Annotated in this window: 18 protein-coding genes; 7 read left to right on the top strand and 11 right to left on the bottom strand. The window is 73.6% G+C overall.

The annotated features are described in order from the left end of the window. Positions 1–30: 30 nt before the first annotated feature. From C5N14_RS19780 to C5N14_RS19770, 3 genes are all read right to left on the bottom strand, one after another. Positions 31–1,752 carry a serine/threonine-protein kinase gene (locus C5N14_RS19780; RefSeq protein ID WP_117669610.1) on the bottom strand — a complete coding sequence of 574 codons (1,722 nt, stop codon included), beginning with the start codon at positions 1,750–1,752 and terminating at the stop codon, positions 31–33. A 79-nt stretch (positions 1,753–1,831) separates the two neighbouring features. Continuing rightward, complete coding sequence (locus tag C5N14_RS19775; RefSeq protein ID WP_243639808.1) at positions 1,832–2,131, bottom strand: hypothetical protein; 300 nt, start codon at positions 2,129–2,131, stop codon at positions 1,832–1,834. Between the two features lie 102 nt (positions 2,132–2,233). Continuing rightward, positions 2,234–4,177, bottom strand: a complete 1,944-nt coding sequence (locus C5N14_RS19770; protein WP_117669609.1) for an amylo-alpha-1,6-glucosidase — start codon at positions 4,175–4,177, stop codon at positions 2,234–2,236. A 42-nt stretch (positions 4,178–4,219) separates the two neighbouring features. Between C5N14_RS19770 and C5N14_RS19765 the strand changes: the two genes are divergently transcribed. Together C5N14_RS19765 and C5N14_RS19760 are read left to right on the top strand one after the other, a co-directional pair. Next, positions 4,220–6,946 (top strand): glucosidase, encoded by a 2,727-nt coding sequence (locus C5N14_RS19765; protein WP_117669608.1) that lies wholly within the window; start codon positions 4,220–4,222, stop codon positions 6,944–6,946. 63 nt (positions 6,947–7,009) lie between these two features. After that, positions 7,010–7,720, top strand: coding sequence for an HAD family hydrolase (locus C5N14_RS19760; RefSeq protein WP_117669607.1), 711 nt, complete (start codon positions 7,010–7,012; stop codon positions 7,718–7,720). Positions 7,721–8,161: 441 nt separating this feature from the next. Here C5N14_RS19760 and C5N14_RS19755 read toward each other — a convergent pair whose 3' ends face one another. The 3 genes from C5N14_RS19755 to C5N14_RS19745 form a co-directional block, all read right to left on the bottom strand. After that, positions 8,162–8,437: a hypothetical protein gene (locus tag C5N14_RS19755; RefSeq protein WP_117669606.1), complete on the bottom strand. Its 276-nt coding sequence runs from the start codon at positions 8,435–8,437 to the stop codon at positions 8,162–8,164. Positions 8,438–8,484: 47 nt separating this feature from the next. Beyond that, positions 8,485–8,916, bottom strand: a complete 432-nt coding sequence (locus tag C5N14_RS19750; RefSeq protein ID WP_117669605.1) for a hypothetical protein — start codon at positions 8,914–8,916, stop codon at positions 8,485–8,487. A 230-nt stretch (positions 8,917–9,146) separates the two neighbouring features. Beyond that, positions 9,147–9,392, bottom strand: coding sequence for a VOC family protein (locus tag C5N14_RS19745; protein WP_117669604.1), 246 nt, complete (start codon positions 9,390–9,392; stop codon positions 9,147–9,149). Positions 9,393–9,435: 43 nt separating this feature from the next. On the opposite strand from C5N14_RS19745, the gene C5N14_RS19740 reads away from it, so the two are divergent. Genes C5N14_RS19740 through C5N14_RS19725 form a run of 4 tightly spaced genes read left to right on the top strand, consistent with a single transcriptional unit; the run spans position 9,436 to position 13,751 of the window. Next, complete coding sequence (locus C5N14_RS19740) at positions 9,436–10,716, top strand: ABC transporter substrate-binding protein (protein ID WP_117669603.1); 1,281 nt, start codon at positions 9,436–9,438, stop codon at positions 10,714–10,716. After that, positions 10,713–11,699, top strand: coding sequence for a carbohydrate ABC transporter permease (locus tag C5N14_RS19735; RefSeq protein WP_117669602.1), 987 nt, complete (start codon positions 10,713–10,715; stop codon positions 11,697–11,699). The genes C5N14_RS19740 and C5N14_RS19735 overlap by 4 nt, the downstream gene beginning before the upstream one ends. Position 11,700: 1 nt before the next feature. Next, positions 11,701–12,534: a carbohydrate ABC transporter permease gene (locus C5N14_RS19730; protein WP_117669601.1), complete on the top strand. Its 834-nt coding sequence runs from the start codon at positions 11,701–11,703 to the stop codon at positions 12,532–12,534. An 11-nt stretch (positions 12,535–12,545) separates the two neighbouring features. Further along, positions 12,546–13,751 carry an ABC transporter ATP-binding protein gene (locus tag C5N14_RS19725; protein WP_117669600.1) on the top strand — a complete coding sequence of 402 codons (1,206 nt, stop codon included), beginning with the start codon at positions 12,546–12,548 and terminating at the stop codon, positions 13,749–13,751. A gap of 158 nt (positions 13,752–13,909) precedes the next feature. Here C5N14_RS19725 and C5N14_RS19720 read toward each other — a convergent pair whose 3' ends face one another. From C5N14_RS19720 to C5N14_RS19705, 4 genes are all read right to left on the bottom strand, one after another. Next, entirely contained in the window at positions 13,910–14,986 is a 1,077-nt protein-coding gene (locus C5N14_RS19720) for a winged helix DNA-binding domain-containing protein (protein WP_117669599.1), read from the bottom strand. Positions 14,987–15,197: 211 nt separating this feature from the next. Beyond that, positions 15,198–15,905: a YsnF/AvaK domain-containing protein gene (locus C5N14_RS19715; RefSeq protein ID WP_117669598.1), complete on the bottom strand. Its 708-nt coding sequence runs from the start codon at positions 15,903–15,905 to the stop codon at positions 15,198–15,200. Positions 15,906–16,190: 285 nt separating this feature from the next. After that, the gene (locus tag C5N14_RS19710; protein WP_371685874.1) at positions 16,191–16,766 is read right to left on the bottom strand and encodes an HAD hydrolase-like protein; all 576 of its coding nucleotides are present in this window, start codon (positions 16,764–16,766) and stop codon (positions 16,191–16,193) included. A 33-nt stretch (positions 16,767–16,799) separates the two neighbouring features. Then, positions 16,800–17,288 (bottom strand): GNAT family N-acetyltransferase, encoded by a 489-nt coding sequence (locus C5N14_RS19705; RefSeq protein ID WP_117669597.1) that lies wholly within the window; start codon positions 17,286–17,288, stop codon positions 16,800–16,802. Positions 17,289–17,392: 104 nt separating this feature from the next. Between C5N14_RS19705 and wrbA the strand changes: the two genes are divergently transcribed. After that, positions 17,393–18,013 carry an NAD(P)H:quinone oxidoreductase gene (wrbA, locus tag C5N14_RS19700; protein WP_117669596.1) on the top strand — a complete coding sequence of 207 codons (621 nt, stop codon included), beginning with the start codon at positions 17,393–17,395 and terminating at the stop codon, positions 18,011–18,013. Positions 18,014–18,082: 69 nt separating this feature from the next. Here the strand turns inward: wrbA and C5N14_RS19695 are convergent. Next, positions 18,083–19,726 (bottom strand): chorismate-binding protein (locus C5N14_RS19695; RefSeq protein WP_117669595.1); only part of this gene is annotated, 1,644 nt, incomplete at its 5' end.

Genomic DNA, 19,726 nt, shown 5'->3' with positions numbered 1-19,726 from the left:
CGGGGGCGGATCTCGGCAAGGGACCAGCGCTCAGCCCGGGTCGCCGGGCCGGAAGCTGACCCGCACCCTGTTCCGCTCGGTCGCGCCGGCCGACCAGTCCGCGTCGGGGCCGCTCCAGGCCAGCGACCACGCCCGGGCCTCGCGTGGGATCAGTTGCACCGCGCGCAGCCGGGCCCCGTACGGGGCGTCCCAGGTGGCCTCCCACTCCGCTCCCCGGCCGGCGACCGTCTCCAGCCGGATCCTGGCGTACCCGGGCAGGGCGCCCGCGTCCAGCGCGCGCCACTCGTTCGACCGTAGTCGGGTCAGTGCGGCGGCGGCGGGATCGCCCGCCGGGGCGACGGTCAGCACCCGCCGGGCCGTCGGGTCCTGGAAGCACACCGCGACCCCCTGCCGGTAGTGCCGCCAGCCGGGCGGCACGGCGAGCCGGAACCCGGCCGGGTCGGCGTACCAGCGCCAACCGACCGGCAGCCGGAGCCGCTCGCCCCGGGCGGGGGAGACGGTGGGGGCGGGTTTGCCGGCGGGGTAGGGCCGCAGGCAGGGGAAGGGCGGGGGCGGTACGCCTCCGTCGGGCGGCGGCCCCGCCCAGGGCTCGGCTCCCGGTCGCCCGGCCCCGATCCCCGGCGGCGCCCCCCGCTCGTGCTCGCGTTGCCCGAGCGCGATCGCGGTGGAGACCGCGGCGAGCGCGGCGAACGCCCCGGCCGCCACGGCCAACGGCCAGCGCCGGCCACCCGATCCGGCCGCATCGGTGCCTGGGCCGGCGGTGCCCCGGCCAGCGGCGCCGGGGGTGCCGCTGGCCCAGGTGGCGAAGGTGTCGGGGCCCCCGCCGGCGGACGCCGGGCCGGCGGGGCCGGACGGTCCGGGGACGCTGTCCGGGTCGAGGAGGTCCGGTGGCAGCACCGCGGCCGGCGCGGCGAGGGCCAGGGGGCACGGCTGCCCGATCCCGGTGGCGGCCGAGGCCAGCCGCCGCCGCGTCTCGTCGTGGCCGGTGCGGTCGCGCGGCTCGCGGCGCAGCAGGCCGGCCAGGACCGGGCGCAGCGGGCCGGCGTGCGGCGCCGCGTCGGGCGGCCGGGTGGCCAGGGCGCTCAGCGTCGCCATCGCGGTGCTGCGGGCGTACGGGGACCGGCCCTCGACGGCCGAGTGCAGGGTCGCCCCGAGCGACCACAGATCCGCCTCCACGCTGGAGCGCCCCTCGGCGGCCCGCTCCGGGGCGACGAACTGCGGCGAGCCGAGCACCAGGCCCGGCCGGGTCATCGCCCCGTCCCCGCCGTCGAACACGGCCAGCCCGAAGTCGGTGAGCATGACCCGCCCGTCGTGGGCGATCAGCACGTTGGCCGGCTTCACGTCGCGGTGCAGCACCCCGGCGTGGTGCGCGGCGCGCAGCGCGGCCAGCAGCGCCAGCCCGATCACCGCGGCCTGCCGGGGCGACACCGGCCCGGAACTGTCCAGCACGTTCTGCAACGACCGGGACGGGACGTACTCCATGATCAACCACGGGTCGTCGCCCACCGACACCACGTCGTAGACCCGGACCACGTTGGGGTGGTTCAGCCGGGCCGCCGTCCGGCCCTCCCGCAGGGTGCGCAGGCGCAGCTCGTCGCGCTCGTCGTCGGACAACCAGGCCGGCGGGACGACCTGCTTGACCGCGACGTCGCGGTGCAGCACGTCGTCTCTCGCCCGCCACACCCGGCCCATCCCGCCGCGACCCACGAGGTCGAGCAGGAGGTACCGGCCGGCGATCACTACCTGCTGCACCGTTCTCCTCCGCTGGCCGCGACGTACACCATAGCCAGCGGATCGGCGTCGACCTATCGGACGACAGGCCGGGAAACGGTCAGCAGGCCGCGGGCCCGGCCGTCAGCAGGTTCCCCTCCGGGATGACGATCCGGGCCCGCCCGGCGGCCAGCCGGCTCGCCGCCCGCCGGGCCTGGAACGTGTCGTGCTCGCGGCGGGCCGCGGCGTAGCTGCTCGCGGTGTGGGCGGCGATGGTCGCCCAGCCGTACCGCTCGCTGACCATGGTGCGGGCCCGGCGGGCCACCCGGCGGGCGAAGACCTCGTCGCCGGAGGAGCCGGTCGACCGCGCCGGCGGGCGCGTCCGGGTCGCTGTGCGGGCAGGGCCGTCGCCGGCGATCACCACCCGCAGCCCGGATGCCGACGACGCGCCCTGGATCGGGGACCAATCCGGCCCCCGGCCGGATAACCAGCGGAGACGTCACCGTTGCCGGGATGCAGAGCGCTACCGGCGGACCCGCCGGGCGCGCAGCACCTCGGCCACCGACCACGCCTGGAACGGGCAGCCGGTCGCGCCGTGCGGCGCCGCCCCGTCGGCGGTCTCGCTGACCGAACCCAGCCCGTACTCGGTCAGGTGTGCGTCGACGCCCACGAACAACCCGTCGACGTCGAGCTTCGCCCGCCGGGCGGCGTCCACGTACGGCCCGAGCAGCCACGGCCACACCGTGCCCTGGTGGTAGCCGCCGTCCCGCTCGGCCGGGCCGCCCCGGTGCCGGCCGACGTAGCCGGGGCAGTCGGGGGAGAGGCTGCGCGGCCCGAGCGGGGTGAGCAGCCCGGCGGCCACCCGGCGCAGGGTCGACTCGTCCGGCTCCAGCGGCGCGTACGGCAGCGACCAGGCCAGCAACTGGTTCGGTCGCAGCAGGTCGTCGTCGTGCAGCGGCGCCCCACCCAGCGGGTACGCGGGCGCGGGCGCGTCCACCACGTCGTGCAGCCAGCCGGCCGGCGAGGGGAAGCGGGCGGCGAACGAGGCGGTGGCCCGGGCGTGCAGCCGCCACAGCCCGTCGGCGTCGGCGCCGGCCAGCTCGGTCAGCTCGGCCAGCCCCGCGAGGCCGTTGACCCACAGCGCGTTGACCTCCACCGGCTTGCCGGTGCGCGGGGTGACCGGCACCCCGTACACCCGGGCGTCCATCCAGGTCAGCGCCGTGTCCGGGGTGCCGCCCTGGGTGATCAGCCCGTCGGCCGGGTCGACGGCGATGCCGTACCGGGTGCCGGCCAGGTGCGCGTCGACCACCCCGCGCAGCGCGGGCAGCAGCTCGTCGCCGAGGTCGGTGTCGCCGGTGACGGTGACGTGCCGGCTCACCGCGTGCAGGAACCACAGCGTCGCGTCGACCGTGTTGTACTCCACCCGCCCGGTGTCGGCGGTGTTGGCGAGCATCCCCTCCGACAGGGTCGCCGCGTACGCCCGCAGCAGCTCCCGCCCCTCGTCGGCCCGGTCGGTGCTCAGGAAGAGCCCCTCGTAGGAGGTCATCGTGTCCCGCGACCAGGCGCCGAACCAGGGGTAGCCGGCGACCACGTCGGGGCCGGCGGCGGTGCGCACCACGAACGCGTCGGCGGCCAGCGCGAGGGTGGCCTCGACCGCGTCGGCGGGCGCGGCCCGCGCCACCACCCGCCGGTTGCGCCGCCGGGCCGCCGCGACGATCTCCTCCGCCGGGGGCGGTTCGGCGGCCAGGTCGCCGGCCCAGGCCAGTACCGACACCGTGTCGCCGGGGCGCTCCAGGGCACCGGAGAACCGGCCGGCGTGCCACACGTCCTCGTCCGGGTGTAGGCCCCGGGTCTCCTCCTCGCGGTGGTGCACCCCGACCCACCACTGGCCCTCCGGGGCCCAGCCCGGCCCGGCGAGCCGGAACGCGTCCTCCACCACGGCGCCGCCGTCCACCGGCTCGACCCGGGGCGCCGGGCCGTCCGCGCGCCGCTCGCCGTGCGCGTCCCGCCAGGTGCAGGCCGCCGACAGGTCCAGCCGGACCGGACCGCCGGCGACCAGCCGGTGCACCACGGCCACGCACGAGCGCCCGTACGCCATGGCCAGTTCGCGCTCGATCACCACATCGCCGACGCGCCACCGCCAGCGGGGCAGGCCGTCGGTCAGGTCGAAGCGTTCCAGCAGCTCGAAGCCGCGCGGGTCGACGTCGCCGGAGGACCACTCGTGCGCGCCGAGGCGCAGCCGCGCCCCGGAGGGGAGGGTGACCGTCGGGTCCAGGCTGACCAGTCCCATCCGTCGGGACGCCGGTGTCTGGCCGGCTATCACCAGCAGCCCGTGGTAGCGCCGGGTGCGCAGCCCGCTCACGGTGCCCATCGCGTACCCGCCCAGGCCGTCCGGGACCAGCCACTCCCTGGTGGCCCCGCCGGTCAGCTCCCCGCACACCTGGGGGCCGAAACGAATGTCGATCAACTTTCCTCCACCAGCCGCGAGGTGTAACACGCCACGACGAGAATGGCCGCTGTGGTGAAGTACCCCGGCGGCGTCGAAGATAGGCACGTGATCACCGACGTGCCCCCCGCAACCGCGTCCGCAGCCGACGCTGAACGGCTCCGGCTGGCCCAGGCCGACTCGGGGGAGCAGGACTGGCGCGCATGGGGTCCCTATCTGTCCGAGCGGGCGTGGGGGACGGTACGGGAGGACTACAGCGAGCACGGTACGGCGTGGGACTACTTCCCCCACGACCACGCGCGGTCCAGAGCCTACCGGTGGAACGAGGACGGCATGGCGGGCGTCTGCGACGACCGGCAGACGTTCTGCTTCGCGCTCGCCCTGTGGAACGGCCGGGACCCGATCCTCAAGGAGCGGATGTTCGGCCTCGGCGGGGACGGCGGCAACCACGGCGAGGACGTCAAGGACTACTGGTGGTATCTGGACTCCACGCCCACCCACTCCTGGATGCGCTGGCGCTACCACTACCCCCAGGCCGCCTTCCCGTACGACGAGCTGGTCGCCGTCAACGCCCTGCGCGGTCGTGACGACACGGAGTACGAGCTGGTCGACACCGGCGTCTTCGACGACGACCGGTACTGGGCGGTGAGCGTCGACTACGCCAAGGCGTCCCCGACCGACATGTGCGTCGTGGTGACCGTCGCCAACCGGGGGGACACCGACGAGCGGCTGCACGTGCTGCCGTCGCTGTGGTTCCGCAACACCTGGGCGTGGGGACTGCCCGGCGGGGACCGGGTGCCCCGGATCGTCGGCTCCGCCGCCGGCTCCGGCTCCGCCGCCCGGCTGGTGGGCGAGCACTGGGTGCTCGGCCAGATCCTCCTGGAGGGCGACGGCGACCCGGTCCCGCTGCTGTGCGACAACGACACCAACGCCGAGCGGCTGTGGGGGTTGCCCGGCCGCTCGGCGTACCCGAAGGACGGGATCAACGACCACGTGGTCGACGGCGCGCCGACGGTCAACCCGGACCGGGTCGGCACCAAGGGCGCGCTGCACTACGTGTTCGACGTGCCGGCCGGCGGGCAGCGTCAGATCCGGCTGCGGCTGACCCGCACCGCCCCGCCGCCCGGCGACACGACGCCGCCCCGGGCCGACCTCGGGGACGGCTTCGACGCGGTGGTGTGGGCCCGGCGGGCCGAGGCGAACCGGTTCTTCGACAGTGTCGTCCCGGCCGCCGCCACCGCCGACGAGGCCCTCGTGGCCCGGCAGGCCATCGCCGGGCTGATGTGGGGCAAGCAGTTCTACCACTTCGACGTCAAGCGGTGGCTGGAGGGCGACCCCGGCTCGTCGCCCCCGCCGGCCGGCCGCCGGCACGGGCGCAACAGCCACTGGTGGCACATGACCAGCTTCGACGTGATCTCCATGCCGGATCCGTGGGAGTACCCCTGGTACGCGGCCTGGGACCTGGCCTTCCACTGCGTCAGCATCGCCCGGGTCGACCCGGGCTTCGCCAAGTCGCAGGTCCTGCTCCTGCTCCGCGAGTGGTACCTGCACCCCAACGGGCAGATCCCCGCGTACGAGTGGGCGTTCGGCGACGTGAACCCGCCGGTGCACGCCTGGGCCGCGCTGAAGGTCTTCGAGATCGACGGCTCCCGCGACCACGAGTTCCTGGCCCGGGTGATGCACAAGCTGCTGCTCAACTTCACCTGGTGGGTCAACCGCAAGGACACCGGCGGCAACAACGTCTTCGAGGGCGGCTTCCTCGGGCTCGACAACGTCGGCCCGTTCGACCGCTCGGCGGCGTTGCCGGTGGCCGGGGTGCTGGAGCAGTCCGACGGCACCGGCTGGATGGGCATGTACGCGCTCAACCTGCTCGACATCGCCGTCGTCCTGGCCGAGCACGACCGCACCTGGGCCGACACCGCCACCAAGTTCTTCGAACACTTCGCCTACATCGCCGCCGCCGCGTACGAGCAGGGGCTGTGGGACGACGAGGACGCGTTCTTCTACGACGTGCTGCGGCTGGCCGACGGCAGCCAGGTGCCGCTGAAGGTGCGCTCGGTGGTCGGGCTGCTGCCGCTGGCCGCCACCACCCGGCTCACCGCGCGGACCCTGCGCCGGCTGCCCGAGCTGGGGGCCCGGCTGCGCTGGTTCCTCACCAACCGCCCCGAGTACGCCGACGTGATCGGCACCCGCCGGATCGGCCCGGACGGCAGCCAGCAGCGGCTGCTGTCCATGGTCGGCCCCGAGCAGGTGGTCCGGCTGTTGGCCCGGATGCTGGACCCCGACGAGTTCCTCTCCGAGTACGGCCTGCGCACGCTCAGCCGCGCCCACCTGGACAAGCCGTTCACCGTCACCCTCGGCGGGCAGGAGTTCAGCGTCGGCTACGAGCCGGCCGAGTCGACCAGCGGCCTGTTCGGCGGCAACTCCAACTGGCGCGGCCCGATCTGGATGCCGACCAACTTCCTGCTGATCAGCGCGCTGCGCGACTACGCCGCGTTCTTCGGCGACGACCTCCAGGTGGAGTACCCGACCAGGTCGGGGGTGAAGCGCACCCTCGACGAGATCGCCGACGACCTCTCCGCCCGGCTGATCGCGCTGTTCACCCGGGACGGCTGGGGCCGGCGGCCGATCTACGGGGCCGCCCAGCTCTTCCAGACCCACCCGGACTGGCGGGACCTGATCTGCTTCCCCGAGTACTTCCACGGCGACAACGGCGCGGGCCTGGGCGCGTGGCACCAGACCGGCTGGACGGCGCTGGTCGCCGACCTGATCCTCACCCTGCGCCGCTGACCCGCCGGCCCCCGTCCAGGCGCCGGCAGTACGGTGTCCCGGGCCGTGCGGAAGGGAAGAGCGATGGAACACGCCACCGGGCAGCGCCGGGACGCGCAGGTGCTGGTCTTCGACGCCGACGACACGCTGTGGGAGAACAACGTGCTGTTCGAGCGGGTGATCCACGACTACCTCGACTGGCTGGACCACCCCACGCTCGACCGGGTCGAGATCCGGAAGGTGCTCGACGACGTGGAGCGGGCCAACGCCGCCGTCCACGGGTACGGCAGCAAGGTCTTCCTGCGCAGCCTGGGTGAGTGCCTGGAGCGGCTGCGCGAGCGCCCCACCACGGACGCCGAGCGCCGGGAGATCGACCTGCTGGCCGAGGCGCTCGTCGCGCACCGGGTCGAGCTGATGCCCGGGGTCGCCGAGACGCTCGACGCGCTGGCCGGGCGGCACCGGCTGCTGCTGCTCACCAAGGGTGACCTGGCGGAGCAGCAGCGCAAGCTGGACGCGTCCGGGCTGCTGCACCACTTCCACGCCGCGCACATCGTGCGGGAGAAGGACGCCGAGACCTACCGGTGGCTGGTCGGAGAGCACGACATCGATCCGGCCGACGCCTGGATGATCGGCAATTCCCCGAGGTCGGACATCCTGCCGGCGCGGGCGGCCGGGATGCGGGCGGTGTTCATCCCCAACGAGAACACCTGGGTGCTGGAGCACGACGACCTGGACCCGACGGACACCGGGGTGCTCCGGCTGGCCACCTTCCCGGACCTGCTCCGGCACTTCTGAGCCAGCCGTCCGGTCCTTGCGAACTCCCCCGGACGGACCCGCTCCCGGTGGGAACAGCGCCGGGGGCGCTGACCGTGTTACGGGGACATGCCGGTTTTCAGCCTTGACATCAATCACCCCGCCGGGCAGCGGGAGAACCTTGTCCGACCTGCGGCGACGGGCCTAACCTGGGCCGGCGCTCGCGGCTCTTCGGGGTGAATCACGAGCGCGCCGAAGTCCGGCGGTGGGGCACCGTGGAGCTGAGTGCGAGCGGGCTGGCCCGTCGCGTTGAGCCGCGCGTGGGCGGCGTGCCGCGCCCACGCGCTCCTCGCGGCGGATTCCGCTGCCATGCCGGACGGCTGGTGGGTCAGGGCCGGGGAGTTGCGGACCCGGTCCTGACCCGTGCCGGCCCGTCGGGCCGACGCCACCGGTCCCGGGCAGGCCGGCGCCCGCGACCGCGGGTCAGGAGATCTCGCCCCGGACGATCGCCACCGCGACCCGGCAGAACTCGTCCATGTCCGGCTGGAAGCCGGCGGCGATGTCCGGGTGCAGCCCGGACCTCGTCTCGTCCAGCAGCCGCTGGCAGACCTGCTCGACCGGTTCGCCCGCGTAGCTGGCCCGGATCCGCTCGGTGGCCGCCTGTAGAGCCGAGGTCAGCTGATCCTCCAGCGGACCCCGCAGCTTCTGCTGCACGGGGTCGAGCCCGCTCGGGTCGAGCGTGACATGTGGCTCCGACATCGGCGCTCCCTTCGTCGGCGTCCGCGGTACCCCACCGTGGACGTCGGTCAAACCCTGGCCGGCAGGGCGGCCACCCGTACCTGGTAGGAGAACTCCTCCGCCGGCTCCTCCAGGTACGACAGCCGGCGGATCTGCCGGTCGTCGGTGTAGAGGGCGACGTCGGCGAGGACCCCGAGGTGGGTCAGGCCGATCGTCGCGACCCGCTTCTTGTCCTGCAGCACCGCGCAGATCCCGCCGAGCAGGGTGCTGGCGTCGGAGGTGCGGTGCCCCGGCGGACAGCGCAGGGTCACCTCCACCTCCACCGACCCGTCCAGCGGGGTCCAGCCGGTGCGCTGGGCCGCCGAGCAGGCCGCCAGGAGCAGGGTCCGGACCCTCGCCGCCTGCCGGTGCCCGGCGGCGAAGATGGACAGGGCTTCGGTCTTCACCGGTGGCAGGCCGCTCACCTCGAACGTCAGGGCGAGAGCGCGGGTGTCCTGCACGACGGCACCTCCTCGTCGTCAACGATCCTGCCCAACCGGTGGACCGGCGGCGGGGGTTCGCTCGATTACCCACCGATCGGGCAGGCAGCGTCCGGCCGGAGGCGTATCGACTTCGACGGCGACGCGCTGGCAGCGGAGTGGGGGAACGCCAGGGAAACGCTAGTCGAACCGGCGGACGCTGGGTAGCATCGCCGGTCACGTGTCGGCGCGCCGGGGCGACGGACCGGCGCTCAGGACCTCGGGCGCGGCGCGAAGGCGCAGAACTCGTTGCCCTCCGGGTCGGCCAGCACCCACCAGCTCACCTCCACGTCCGGCTCGCGGACCAGCCGGGCTCCGGCCGCCAGCAGCTCCGTGGCGGCGGCGTCGCCCTCAGGTTTCGCGGCTGCGCAGGTCGGGCAGTGTTCCGGGCACGAAGCGCGCCCGGGACGGGGCCGGTGGTGGCCCGCTCCGGACCGTTCCGCCGTGCGCCGGGGCACGGGCGAGCTTCCCCGGCCGTTCGCCGAAGAGAGGGGGAGGGCGATGACAGATCCGGCCCGACGTCGGCGCCGACCGGTGGCCCGGCTGGCGGCGGCCACCGCGGCGCTCACGCTGGTCGCGCCGCTGGCCGCGTGCGGCTCCGGCGACGACGGCGGCACGCCCACCATCAACCTGTACTACCCGCCCGAGCAGAACCTGCAGAAGGTGGTCGACGACTGCAACGCCCAGGCCCGGGGGCGCTACGAGATCGCGTACCGGGTGCTGCCGCGACAGGCCGACGACCAGCGGGTGCAGCTCGTCCGCCGGCTCGCCGCCGGGGACACCGGGATGGACGTGCTGGGCCTCGACGTCACCTGGACGCAGGAGTTCGCCAGCGCCGACTGGATCCGGGAGTGGACCGGGCAGGACAGGGCCGAGGTGGAGCAGGGCACCCTCGCCGGGCCGCTCGACACCGCCCGTTACCGGGACAGGCTGTACGGCGCGCCGAAGAACACCAACGTACAGCTCCTCTGGTACCGCACCGACCTGGTGCGGCAGCCGCCGAAGACCTGGGACGAGATGATCAGCGCCGCCCAGGACCTGAAGGCCCAGGGCAAGCCGTACCAGGTGCTCACCATGGGGGCGCAGTACGAGGGCCTGGTCGTCCTCTACAACACCCTGGCCGAGAGCGCCGGCGGGCAGATCCTCAGCGACGACGGCAAGAGGGCCGTGATGGACGCCGGCACCGTCAAGGCGCTGGACCAGCTCCAGCGGTTCGCCGCCTCCGGCGTGACCTCCCCGTCGTTCAGCAACGCCACGGAGGACCCGGTCCGGCTGGAGTTCCAGTCCGGCGACGGCGCGTTCCAGGTCAACTGGCCCTTCGTCTATCCGGCGTTGCAGGAGGCCGACCCGGAGCTGGCGAAGAAGGTGAAGTGGGCCCGGGTGCCGGGGATCGACGCCGACACCCCGAGCAAGGTCACCATCGGCGGGGTGAACCTGGCCGTCAGCGCGTACTCGAAGCACCCGACGGAGTCCTTCGAGGCGGCCCGGTGCGTCCGCAACGCCGCGAACCAGAAGTTCTCCGCGGTCAACGACGGCGTGCCGCCGACCATCGAGCGGGTCTACGACGACCCGGAGATGGACGAGGCGTACCCGATGAAGGAGACCATCCTGGAGGAGCTGAAGGAGCCGGGGACGCGTCCGCTGACCCCCGCGTACCAGAGCATCTCCACCGTGATGTCGGCGATCCTGTCGCCGCCGTCGGCGATCAGGCCGGAGCGGACGGCCGACGAGCTGCGTGACGCCATCGCCGATGCGCTGGAGTCGAAGGGGGTGCTGCCGTGAGCGTCGACGCTTCCGCGCCCGGGGCGCGGGCCGCGGCCGACGGGACCGGCCGGCGGCCGGAGGTGCCCGCCCAGCGGGCCGGCCGCCGGGGCAGGGCACCGCTGAGCGAGAACAAGAAGGCCGAACGCAGGCTCGGCTGGCTGCTCTGCGCCCCCGCCGCGCTGGTCATGGTGCTGGTCACGGCGTACCCGATCGGCTATTCGGTCTGGCTGTCGTTGCAGCGCTTCGACCTGCGCTTCCCCGACCAGCGCGAGTTCGTCGGGCTGGAGAACTACGTGACCGTGCTGACCAACGAGTTCTGGTGGACGGCGTTCGGCGTGACCGCGCTGATCACGGTGGTCACCGTGGCGGTCGAGCTGGTGCTCGGCATGGGCCTGGCGCTGATCATGCACCGGACCCTGGTCGGCCGGGGCATCGTCCGCACGGCGGCGCTGATCCCGTACGGGATCGTCACGGTCGTAGCCGCGTTCTCCTGGCGGTACGCCTGGACGCCGGGCACCGGCTACCTGGCGAACCTGTTCGGCGACGGCGCGCCGCTGACCGAGCGGGCCAGCTCGCTGGCGATCGTCATGCTCGCGGAGATCTGGAAGACCACGCCGTTCATGGCGCTGCTGCTGATGGCCGGCCTGGCGCTGGTGCCGGAGGACCTGCTGAAGGCGGCCTCCACCGACGGCGCGACCGGGTGGCAGCGGTTCACCAAGGTGATGCTGCCGGTGATGAAGCCGGCGATCCTGGTCGCCCTGCTGTTCCGCACGCTGGACGCGTTCCGGGTCTTCGACAACATCTTCGTGCTGACCGCCGGCGGCAACGAGACCTCGTCGGTGTCGATGCTCGCCTACAACAACCTGATCCGGGGGCTGAACCTCGGCATCGGGTCCACGATGTCGGTGTTGATCTTCCTCACCGTGGCGGTCATCGCGTTCGTCTTCGTGAAGCTGTTCGGCACCGCTGCTCCGGGCAGTGACGACTCGGAGAGGCGCTGACATGGCCGAGACCACCACGCGGGCGAAGCTGCGCTGGGGCCTGCTGGACGTCATCGTCGTCGTCTTCGCGCTGGTCCCGGTGCTCTGGATCGCCTCGCTGTCGTTCAAGACCCCGGGCACCCTCACCGACGGCAGGTTCTGGCCCCGGGAGTGGACGCTGGACAACTACCGGACGATCTTCGAGACGGACCAGTTCGTCCGGGCCCTGGCCAACTCGATCGGCATCGCCCTGATCGCCACCGCGATCGCGGTGGTGCTCGGCGCGATGGCCGCGTACGCGATCTCCCGGCTGGACTTCCCCGGCAAGAAGCTGCTCGTCGGTGTCTCCCTGCTGATCGCGATGTTCCCGCAGGTGTCGCTGGTGTCGCCGCTGTTCGAGATCGAGCGGCAGCTCGGGCTGTTCGACACCTGGCCGGGGCTGATCCTGCCCTACATCACCTTCGCGCTGCCGCTGGCGATCTACACGCTGTCGGCGTTCTTCAAGCAGATCCCGTGGGACCTGGAGAAGGCGGCGAAGATGGACGGCGCGACGCAGGGCCAGGCGTTCCGGCGGGTCATCGCCCCGCTGGCCGCGCCGGGGCTGTTCACCACGGCGATCCTGGTCTTCATCTTCTGCTGGAACGACTTCCTGTTCGCCATCACGCTCACCTCCACCGAACGGGCCCGCACGGTGCCGGTGGCGCTGTCGTTCTTCACCGGCGAGTCGCAGTTCGAGGATCCCACCGGGGCGATCTGCGCCGCCGCCGTGGTGATCACCGTTCCGATCATCCTGTTCGTGCTCTTCTTCCAGCGCCGCATCGTCTCCGGCCTGACCTCCGGCGCAGTCAAGGGATAGGTGGTGTAGTCATGGCTGACATCGTGCTGGACAAGGTGGGCAAGCGGTTCCCGGACGGGACCGTCGCGGTGCGCGACGTGGACCTGGAGATCGCCGACGGCGAGTTCGTCATCCTGGTTGGCCCGTCCGGCTGCGGGAAGTCCACCACCCTCAACATGATCGCCGGGCTGGAGGACATCAGCTCCGGTGAGCTGCGCATCGGCGGCCAGCGGGTCAACGACAAGGCCCCCCGGGACCGGGACATCGCGATGGTGTTCCAGTCGTACGCGCTCTACCCGAACATGACCGTCCGGGAGAACATGGCGTTCCCGCTGCGGCTGGCCAAGCTCGACAAGGAGACGATCAACTCCAAGGTCGAGGAGGCGGCCAAGGTGCTGGAGCTGACCCCGTTGCTGGACCGTAGGCCCGCCAACCTCTCCGGCGGCCAGCGGCAGCGGGTGGCGATGGGCCGGGCGATCGTCCGCCAGCCCAAGGCGTTCCTGATGGATGAGCCGCTGTCGAATCTGGACGCGAAGCTGCGGGTGCAGATGCGCACGGTGGTGTCCCGGCTCCAGAAGCAGCTCGGCACCACCACTGTCTACGTCACCCACGACCAGACCGAGGCGATGACCCTCGGCGACCGGGTGGTGATCATGCGGGGCGGCGCGGTGCAGCAGGTCGGGCCGCCGCAGGAGTTGTACGACCACCCGCGCAATCTGTTCGTCGCGGGCTTCATCGGCTCCCCGTCGATGAACTTCCTGCACGCCGCCGTGCAGGACGGAAAGCTGCGCACGGCGGTCGGCGACGTGCCGATCGGCGACCGGATCCGCCGCGGGCTGGAGGCCGGCGACGCCCCGCGCGAGCTGATCCTCGGCATCCGCCCCGAGCACTTCGAGGACGCCGAGCTGGTCGACGACGACACCCGCCGCCGGGGGCTGGAGTTCGAGGCACCGGTGGACATCGTCGAGTCGATGGGCTCCGACAAGTACGTCTACTTCACGGTCGAGGGGGAGCGGGCCAGCGCCGCCGAGCTGGAGGAGCTGGCGGCCGACGCCGGGGCCGACTTCAGCGGCGGCGGCGCCGGCCTGGTCACCCGGCTGTCGGCCGAGTCCGCCGTACGCGAGGGGGAGAGCCGGCGGGTCTGGTTCAACCTGGAGAAGATCCACCTGTTCGACCCGTCGACGGGCCGGAACCTGACCCTGCACGAGGGGCGGTCGTCCGGCGCGTTGGCCGACTGACCGTGCTGGCTCGGGCCCGCCCCGGTCGCCCGACGGCGGGCACCGGGGCGGGCCGCGGCACCCCGGCCGCTCTTGATCGACTCCAGGTCACTGACCTGGCGGGTTCGGGTCGCCGGGACAGCGCGTCGTCAGTGAACTCGAGTCGATCAAGAGAGCGATCATGGAGTGCGGGCGGCCCACTCGACGGCGAGCGGGAGCCCGACGAACGTCGCGTACGCCTCCAGGGCCACCCCCACCCTCGCCCGGCTGTCGGCGTCGACGTCGGCCAGTGGGCGAACCGCCACCTTCACCCGGGTCCTGCCCAGCGTCCGCTTCCAGGTGCCGACCACCCGCCCGCCGCACACCACCGTCGACTGGAACACCCCGTTGCCACCGGGGATGATCGCCTGCTTGTGCGCCTCGTCGAGCATCAGCGACCGGTCCTTGTAGCCCAGCAGGTACTCGTCGAAGCCGGGCAGCGCGTGCACGTCGTCGACCGGGGACCGGGGCGCGTCGAGTAGGGCCGGGTCGACCACCGCCTCCACCCCGTCCACCGACACGGTGGTCAGCGCCGCCCCGGCGGCGGCGATGCCCCGCTTGGCGTCGGCGGCGGTCAGGCCCGTCCAGCCGGCGAAGTCCTGCCGGGTGGTCGGGCCGTGGCTGCGGAAGTAGCGCAGCGCCAGGATGCCGAGCGCCTCGTCGCGGTCGGGGCGGTGCGGGTCCGGCACCCACTCGTCGAGCAGCGCGAACGTCTGTTCGGTGCCGATGTGCGGGGCGATGCAGGTGACGCCACGCTGGGCCGCGTACCAGAGCAGGTGGTAGCCGCGCTGGCCGGTGGTTTCGATGCCGGCCGCGTTGAGCGTGCCCAGGCATTCCGCCCGGGTCATCCGGAGGCCGCCGGCCAGCGCCTCGCCGAGCACGTCGGCGGCCCGGTCGGCCTCGGCCTCGGTGAGCCCGAGGAACGCCCGCCGCCGCTCCGCCCCGGCCAGGGCCCGCACGCCGGTCACCTCCAGCAGCCAGCGGGCGTCCCGGGACGGCACGAGGTGCACGGTGCCGCGCATCGGCCAGGTGCGCAGCGCCTCCCGGCGCTCCAGCGCCTGGTGCACGTCGGCCTGCGTCCAGCCGGGCAGCCGCAGCCCGAGCGACCACAGGCCGCTCGCCACGTCCTGCGCCTGCATCGCGCCGAACCACTCGACCACCCCGGTCACGTCGGTGGGCCGGGCGGTGGGGTGTGGGCGCAGCAGCAGGCTGGTCATCCGCAGCGCGAGCGCCTCCGGGCCGGTCAGCCGCGCCGACCCGGCCGGTGCCGCCGATGTCCGTCTCCCCGCGTCGCTCGTTGCCACTGGTCAGCCGCCTTTCATCCGGTCGACGGCCAGCATAGGACCGGGCACCGACAGCGGCCGGGCCCGTGCGTCGGCGGGCGGACCACCGAGGTCCGCCCGCCCGAGGGCTGCGCCGGTCGTCGCGTCAGCGGCGGCGACGGGCCCGTTCCGGTACGTCCGCGTCGACCTGTTCGCGGCGCACCCGATCGTCGACGGGCCGGTCCTCGACCACCTCGTCCTTGGCCAGGCGTACCCGCTCGACGGGAACCTGCTCCTTGCTGGTCACGGGGTGCTCGGCGCGCAGCGGGATCTCCCGCTGCTCGTCGCCGATCCCGGCCCGCGCCCGGCGGTCGCCCGGGGCGATCGGCTCGCGTTCGATCCGCACCTCGTCGTGCTCCACGGGGACGGTGGTGTGCACGTCCTCGGTGACGACGTGTTTGCGCAGCCTGGCGGTTCCGGCCGGCTCGCTCTCGGTGCCGACCAGCAGCCGCTCCTCGGAGCGGGTCACCTCCGGCCCCTCCGGGCGTTGGCCCGGCTGCTGGAGCTGGTAGTGCGCGTAGAGCTGGCTGAGTTGCTGCGCGTTCAGCGGCTCGTCGGTGCCGGTCTCGACGCTGGGCGCCCCGCGCACCGTCGCCTTGTCGTACGGCAGGGTCACGTTGTTCTGCCGCACCTGGGCCGACTGGAGCGGGGCCATCGACTCCTGGCGGCCCGTCGTGCCGGTCTGGACGCTGACCCAGGTCGCCTCGCCGGCGGCGTCGGCCCACACCTGGCCCACGCTGCCGATCTTCGCACCCGAGCGGTCCTGGACGTCCTGCCCGTACAGCGAGCGGACCTGCTGTTCGGTCAGTCGCATGGTTCGTCCTTCCTCTCGTGGGTCACGACGTGCCTACCCGAGCGGCGGGGGCGCATTCGCCGCGACGGTCGTGAACAGGAGCAGGGCCGGGCGGCCTCGGCCGGGTGCCGGCTAGGGTGGGCTCGCGCTCCGTCAGGTCACCGGGATCCGGTATGTCACCCCACCGCGCTGGCGTCCCGGGTGCTGTGGTTCGACGGGTCGACGGTCAGCCGGCGGCGGAGCTGGACCAGCTGCTGGGTGCCCTGGTCCGCTGAGCGCGCTGCGTGCGGGGTGCCCCTGATCGCGCTACGCCGGCCCGCCGCCGGCGGAGCGCGATCCCCCGTTCAGGTCGCCCGGCGCGTGGCCCCAGGCCACCGGCGCCGGTCCGCTCAGGATGGCGCTTACCCGCCCCGCCGGGGCCCGCCGACCGTGGAACTTGCGCAAATCTTGAGCAGTCACCCCTGGCGCGGCTGCGGGACGCGCACCGGAACCATCCCCGCCTCGGTGGCGGCCCGAATGCCCAGGTCGGCGTCCTCGAAGACCAGGCAGGACCGCGGGGGTACGCCGAGCAGCCGGGCGGCGAGCAGGAACGTCTCCCGGGTCGGGCTTGGGTCGCGCGTAGTCCCCGGCGCAGACCAGCACGTCGAACCGGTCGAGGAGGCCGAGCGCGGACAGCGAGGCGGTGACGGACTCGCGGGTGCTGCCGGAGACCACGGCGAACGGGACCCGTCCGTGGGCGTCGTCGATGTGCCGCAGCACCCCGGGCACGCCGGCCGCCGTCGGCAGGAGTTGCTGGTACAGGGCCTCCCGGCGGGCGGCGACGGCCGCCACCGGCATGGTCAGGTCGTGTCGGGCGTTGAGGTCGGCGACGATGTCGGCCACCGGCCGGCCCGCCCAGGCGTAGAAGAGGTCCGGTCAGAGCCCGCGGTGCATGACGAGCAGGTCGACGTACCCCTGGCTCGGGTGCCGGAAGCCCTCGGGGATCCGGCCGACCACCGTGAAGCCGAGGGACCGCCACAGTGCCACCGCCCGTTCGTTGCTGGCCACCACCGCGTTGAACTGCATCGCCCGGTAGCCCTCGGCCCGGGCCAGGTCCAGCACGTGCGCGCCCAGCGCCCGGCCCACCCCGCGCCCGGCGGCGGCCGGGGAGACCATGAAGCTGGCGTTGGCCACGTGGTCGCCGGGGCCGAGCTGGTTGGGGGCCAGCTTCGCCGTCCCGAGCACCGTCCCGGTGTCGTCGACGGCGACGACCACGCGGGCGGGCGGGCCGGGCAGCCACCGCCGCCGGCCGGTCGACTCGTCGATGTCCCGGGGCCAGGTGTACGTCTCACCGGCGGCCACGATCCGGCGCAGGAACGGCCATATTCCGGGCCAGTCTGCGGCGCTGGCCTCCCTGATCACCATGCGTCGAGAATGCCAGCGCGCGGCCGGGCGGCGGCACCGACCCGGCGTTTGACGCCGCAAGTAACGGGTAGTCGTCGGAGCTGACCCGAACCGAGGAGGATCTGATGGACGGCCAGACCAAGGTCGCGGTGATCTACTACAGCGCGACCGGCATCACGTACCAGATGGCGCAGGCGGCTGCGGATGCCGCCGGTGAGGCCGGAGCCGAGGTCCGCCTGCGCAAGGTGCGTGAGCTGGCGCCGGACGAGGCGATCCGCTCCAACTCGGGGTGGCAGGCGCACCGCCTGGAGACCCAGGAGGTCGAGGAGGCCGAGCCGGACGACCTGTCCTGGGCCGATGTGGTGATCTTCGGTTCACCGACCCGGTACGGCATGGTCGCCGCGCAGCTCAAGCAGTTCATCGACACCACCGGCCCGCTGTGGGCGCAGGGCACGCTGGCGAACAAGGTGTACGCCGCGTTCACCTCGACGGCGACGTCGCACGGCGGGCAGGAGTCCACCCTGCTGTCGTTGCTCACGGTCTTCTACCACTGGGGTGGCATCGTGGTCACCCCCGGCTACACCGATCCGAGCCAGTTCGTCGCCGGCAACCCGTACGGCGCCTCGCACACCAGCAACAACGGCGAGGTGGCGCCGGACTCCGTGGCGCTCGGCGCGACGGCGCTGACCGCGCGGCGGGCGGTGCAGATCGGCACGGCGCTGAAGAGGGGCATGGCCGCCGGCTGACCCCTCGTCGGGCGACCGGTGGCCCGGGCGAGGGCTCCCGCCCCGTCCGGACCGCCGGTCGCGGCATCCCTACGCCCGATCGGCCGGCCCCTGCGCCAGCCCCGCCGGCGCCGGGCGCGCGGCGGCCGGCGACCGGCTCAGCGGCACCGACAGCAGGTGCCCGAGCAGGTCGGCCAGGACCGTCAGGCCGTCGCGGCTGAGCACCGACTCGGGGTGGAACTGCACCCCGGCGAAGCCGGGCCCGCGCAGCGCGTGCACCGCCCGGTCGACCGGGTCCCGGGACAGCTCCACCGGCCCGTACGCGGTGGCCACCCGGTCGGCGTCGGCGAGCGCGGTGAAGGTGGAGTAGAAGCCGACCCGCCGGGTCGCGCCGAACACCGTCACGTCGCGCTGCAACCCCTGGTAGGGCACGTCCCGGCGGTGCAGCGGCAGCCCGAGCAGCCCGGCCAGGAGCTGGTGGCCCAGACACACCGCCAGGGTGGGCGCCCCGGCGGCGAGCCGCCCGGCGAGCAGCGTGCGCAACGCGGCCATCTTGGGCCGGTCCACGACCCGCGGGTCGCCCGGGCCGGGGCCGACCACCACCAGGTCGTACCCGTCGTCGGGGGTGGGCCGGTGCCACGGGGTCAGCTCGACGGTCAGACCGAGGGCCCGTAGCTGGTGGGCCAGCATGCCGGTGAAGGTGTCCTCGCCGTCCACGATCAGTGCCCGGCGGCCGGCCAGCCCGGGTAGCGCCAGCGCACCGGGGGGCCGCTGGTCCAGCCAGAACCGGGCCAGCGGGGCGTTGCGGGCAGCCAGCGCGGCGCGTACCTGCGGGTCGTCGGCCAGCCTCGGCGCCGGTCCCGGCCCGGGGTCGGGGGCGTCCGGGCGCAGGCCGAGGGCGGCCAGCACCCCGGCGGCCTTGGCGTGGGTCTCGGCCACCTCTGACTCGGGCGTGGAGTGGCGTACCAGGGTCGCCCCGACCGGCACCCGTAGCTCGCCGGCGGGGGAGATCTCGGCGGTGCGGATCAGGATCGGCGCGTCCAGGGTCTGCCGGCCGGCGTCGTCGCGGCCCAGCAGGGCCAGCACCCCGGCGTAGTAGCGCCGTCCGCTCGTCTCGTGCCGGGCGATCACCCGGCAGGCGTTCTCCATCGGGCTGCCGGTCACGGTCGGGGCGAACATCGTCTCCCGCAGCACCGCCCGCACGTCCAGGCAGCCCCGCCCGGCCAGCAGGTACTCGGTGTGCGTTAGGTGGGACATCTCCTTGAGGTACGGGCCGACGACCTGTCCGCCGCGTTCGGCGACGGTCGCCATCATCTTCAGCTCCTCGTCGAGCACCATGTACAGCTCGTCGACCTCCTTCGGGTCGGTGAGGAAGCGCAGCAGGCCCGCCCGGTCCGCCGTCCCGCCGTGCCGGAAGGTGCCGCTGATCGGGTTCATCATGACGAGGCCGTCATCGACGCTCACGTGCCGCTCCGGGCTGGCTCCGACCAGGATCCGCGTCCCGGTGTGCACCACGAACGTCCAGTACGCGCCGCGCTCGCGTAGCAGCAGCCGGCGCAGCGCGGCCAGGGCGGCGACCAGCGGGGAGCCCTGCACCGTGGCCCGCAGGGTGCGGTGGATCACGAAGTTCGCGCCCTCGCCCCGGCCGATCTCCTCGGCGAGCACCCGGGCCACGGTGTCGGCGTACTCGGTGTCGGCGATGTCGAACCCGGCGTCGGCGGCGGCCACCGGCGC

Source organism: Micromonospora sp. MW-13, assembly GCF_003434305.1.
Lineage (GTDB): Bacteria > Actinomycetota > Actinomycetes > Mycobacteriales > Micromonosporaceae > Micromonospora.
This window is presented reverse-complemented; position numbering and strand designations above follow the sequence as displayed.

What these genes read in the sequence shown, in the direction of transcription:
- C5N14_RS19765 (WP_117669608.1), top strand. Translation starts at nt 4,220, where the DNA reads ATGGCCGCTGTGGTGAAGTACCCCGGCGGCGTCGAAGATAGGCACGTG.
- C5N14_RS19760 (WP_117669607.1), top strand. Translation starts at nt 7,010, where the DNA reads ATGGAACACGCCACCGGGCAGCGCCGGGACGCGCAGGTGCTGGTCTTC.
- C5N14_RS19755 (WP_117669606.1), bottom strand. Translation starts at nt 8,437, where the DNA reads ATGTCGGAGCCACATGTCACGCTCGACCCGAGCGGGCTCGACCCCGTG.
- C5N14_RS19740 (WP_117669603.1), top strand. Translation starts at nt 9,436, where the DNA reads ATGACAGATCCGGCCCGACGTCGGCGCCGACCGGTGGCCCGGCTGGCG.
- C5N14_RS19730 (WP_117669601.1), top strand. Translation starts at nt 11,701, where the DNA reads ATGGCCGAGACCACCACGCGGGCGAAGCTGCGCTGGGGCCTGCTGGAC.
- C5N14_RS19725 (WP_117669600.1), top strand. Translation starts at nt 12,546, where the DNA reads ATGGCTGACATCGTGCTGGACAAGGTGGGCAAGCGGTTCCCGGACGGG.
- C5N14_RS19720 (WP_117669599.1), bottom strand. Translation starts at nt 14,986, where the DNA reads ATGACCAGCCTGCTGCTGCGCCCACACCCCACCGCCCGGCCCACCGAC.
- C5N14_RS19715 (WP_117669598.1), bottom strand. Translation starts at nt 15,905, where the DNA reads ATGCGACTGACCGAACAGCAGGTCCGCTCGCTGTACGGGCAGGACGTC.
- C5N14_RS19705 (WP_117669597.1), bottom strand. Translation starts at nt 17,288, where the DNA reads ATGGTGATCAGGGAGGCCAGCGCCGCAGACTGGCCCGGAATATGGCCG.
- wrbA (WP_117669596.1), top strand. Translation starts at nt 17,393, where the DNA reads ATGGACGGCCAGACCAAGGTCGCGGTGATCTACTACAGCGCGACCGGC.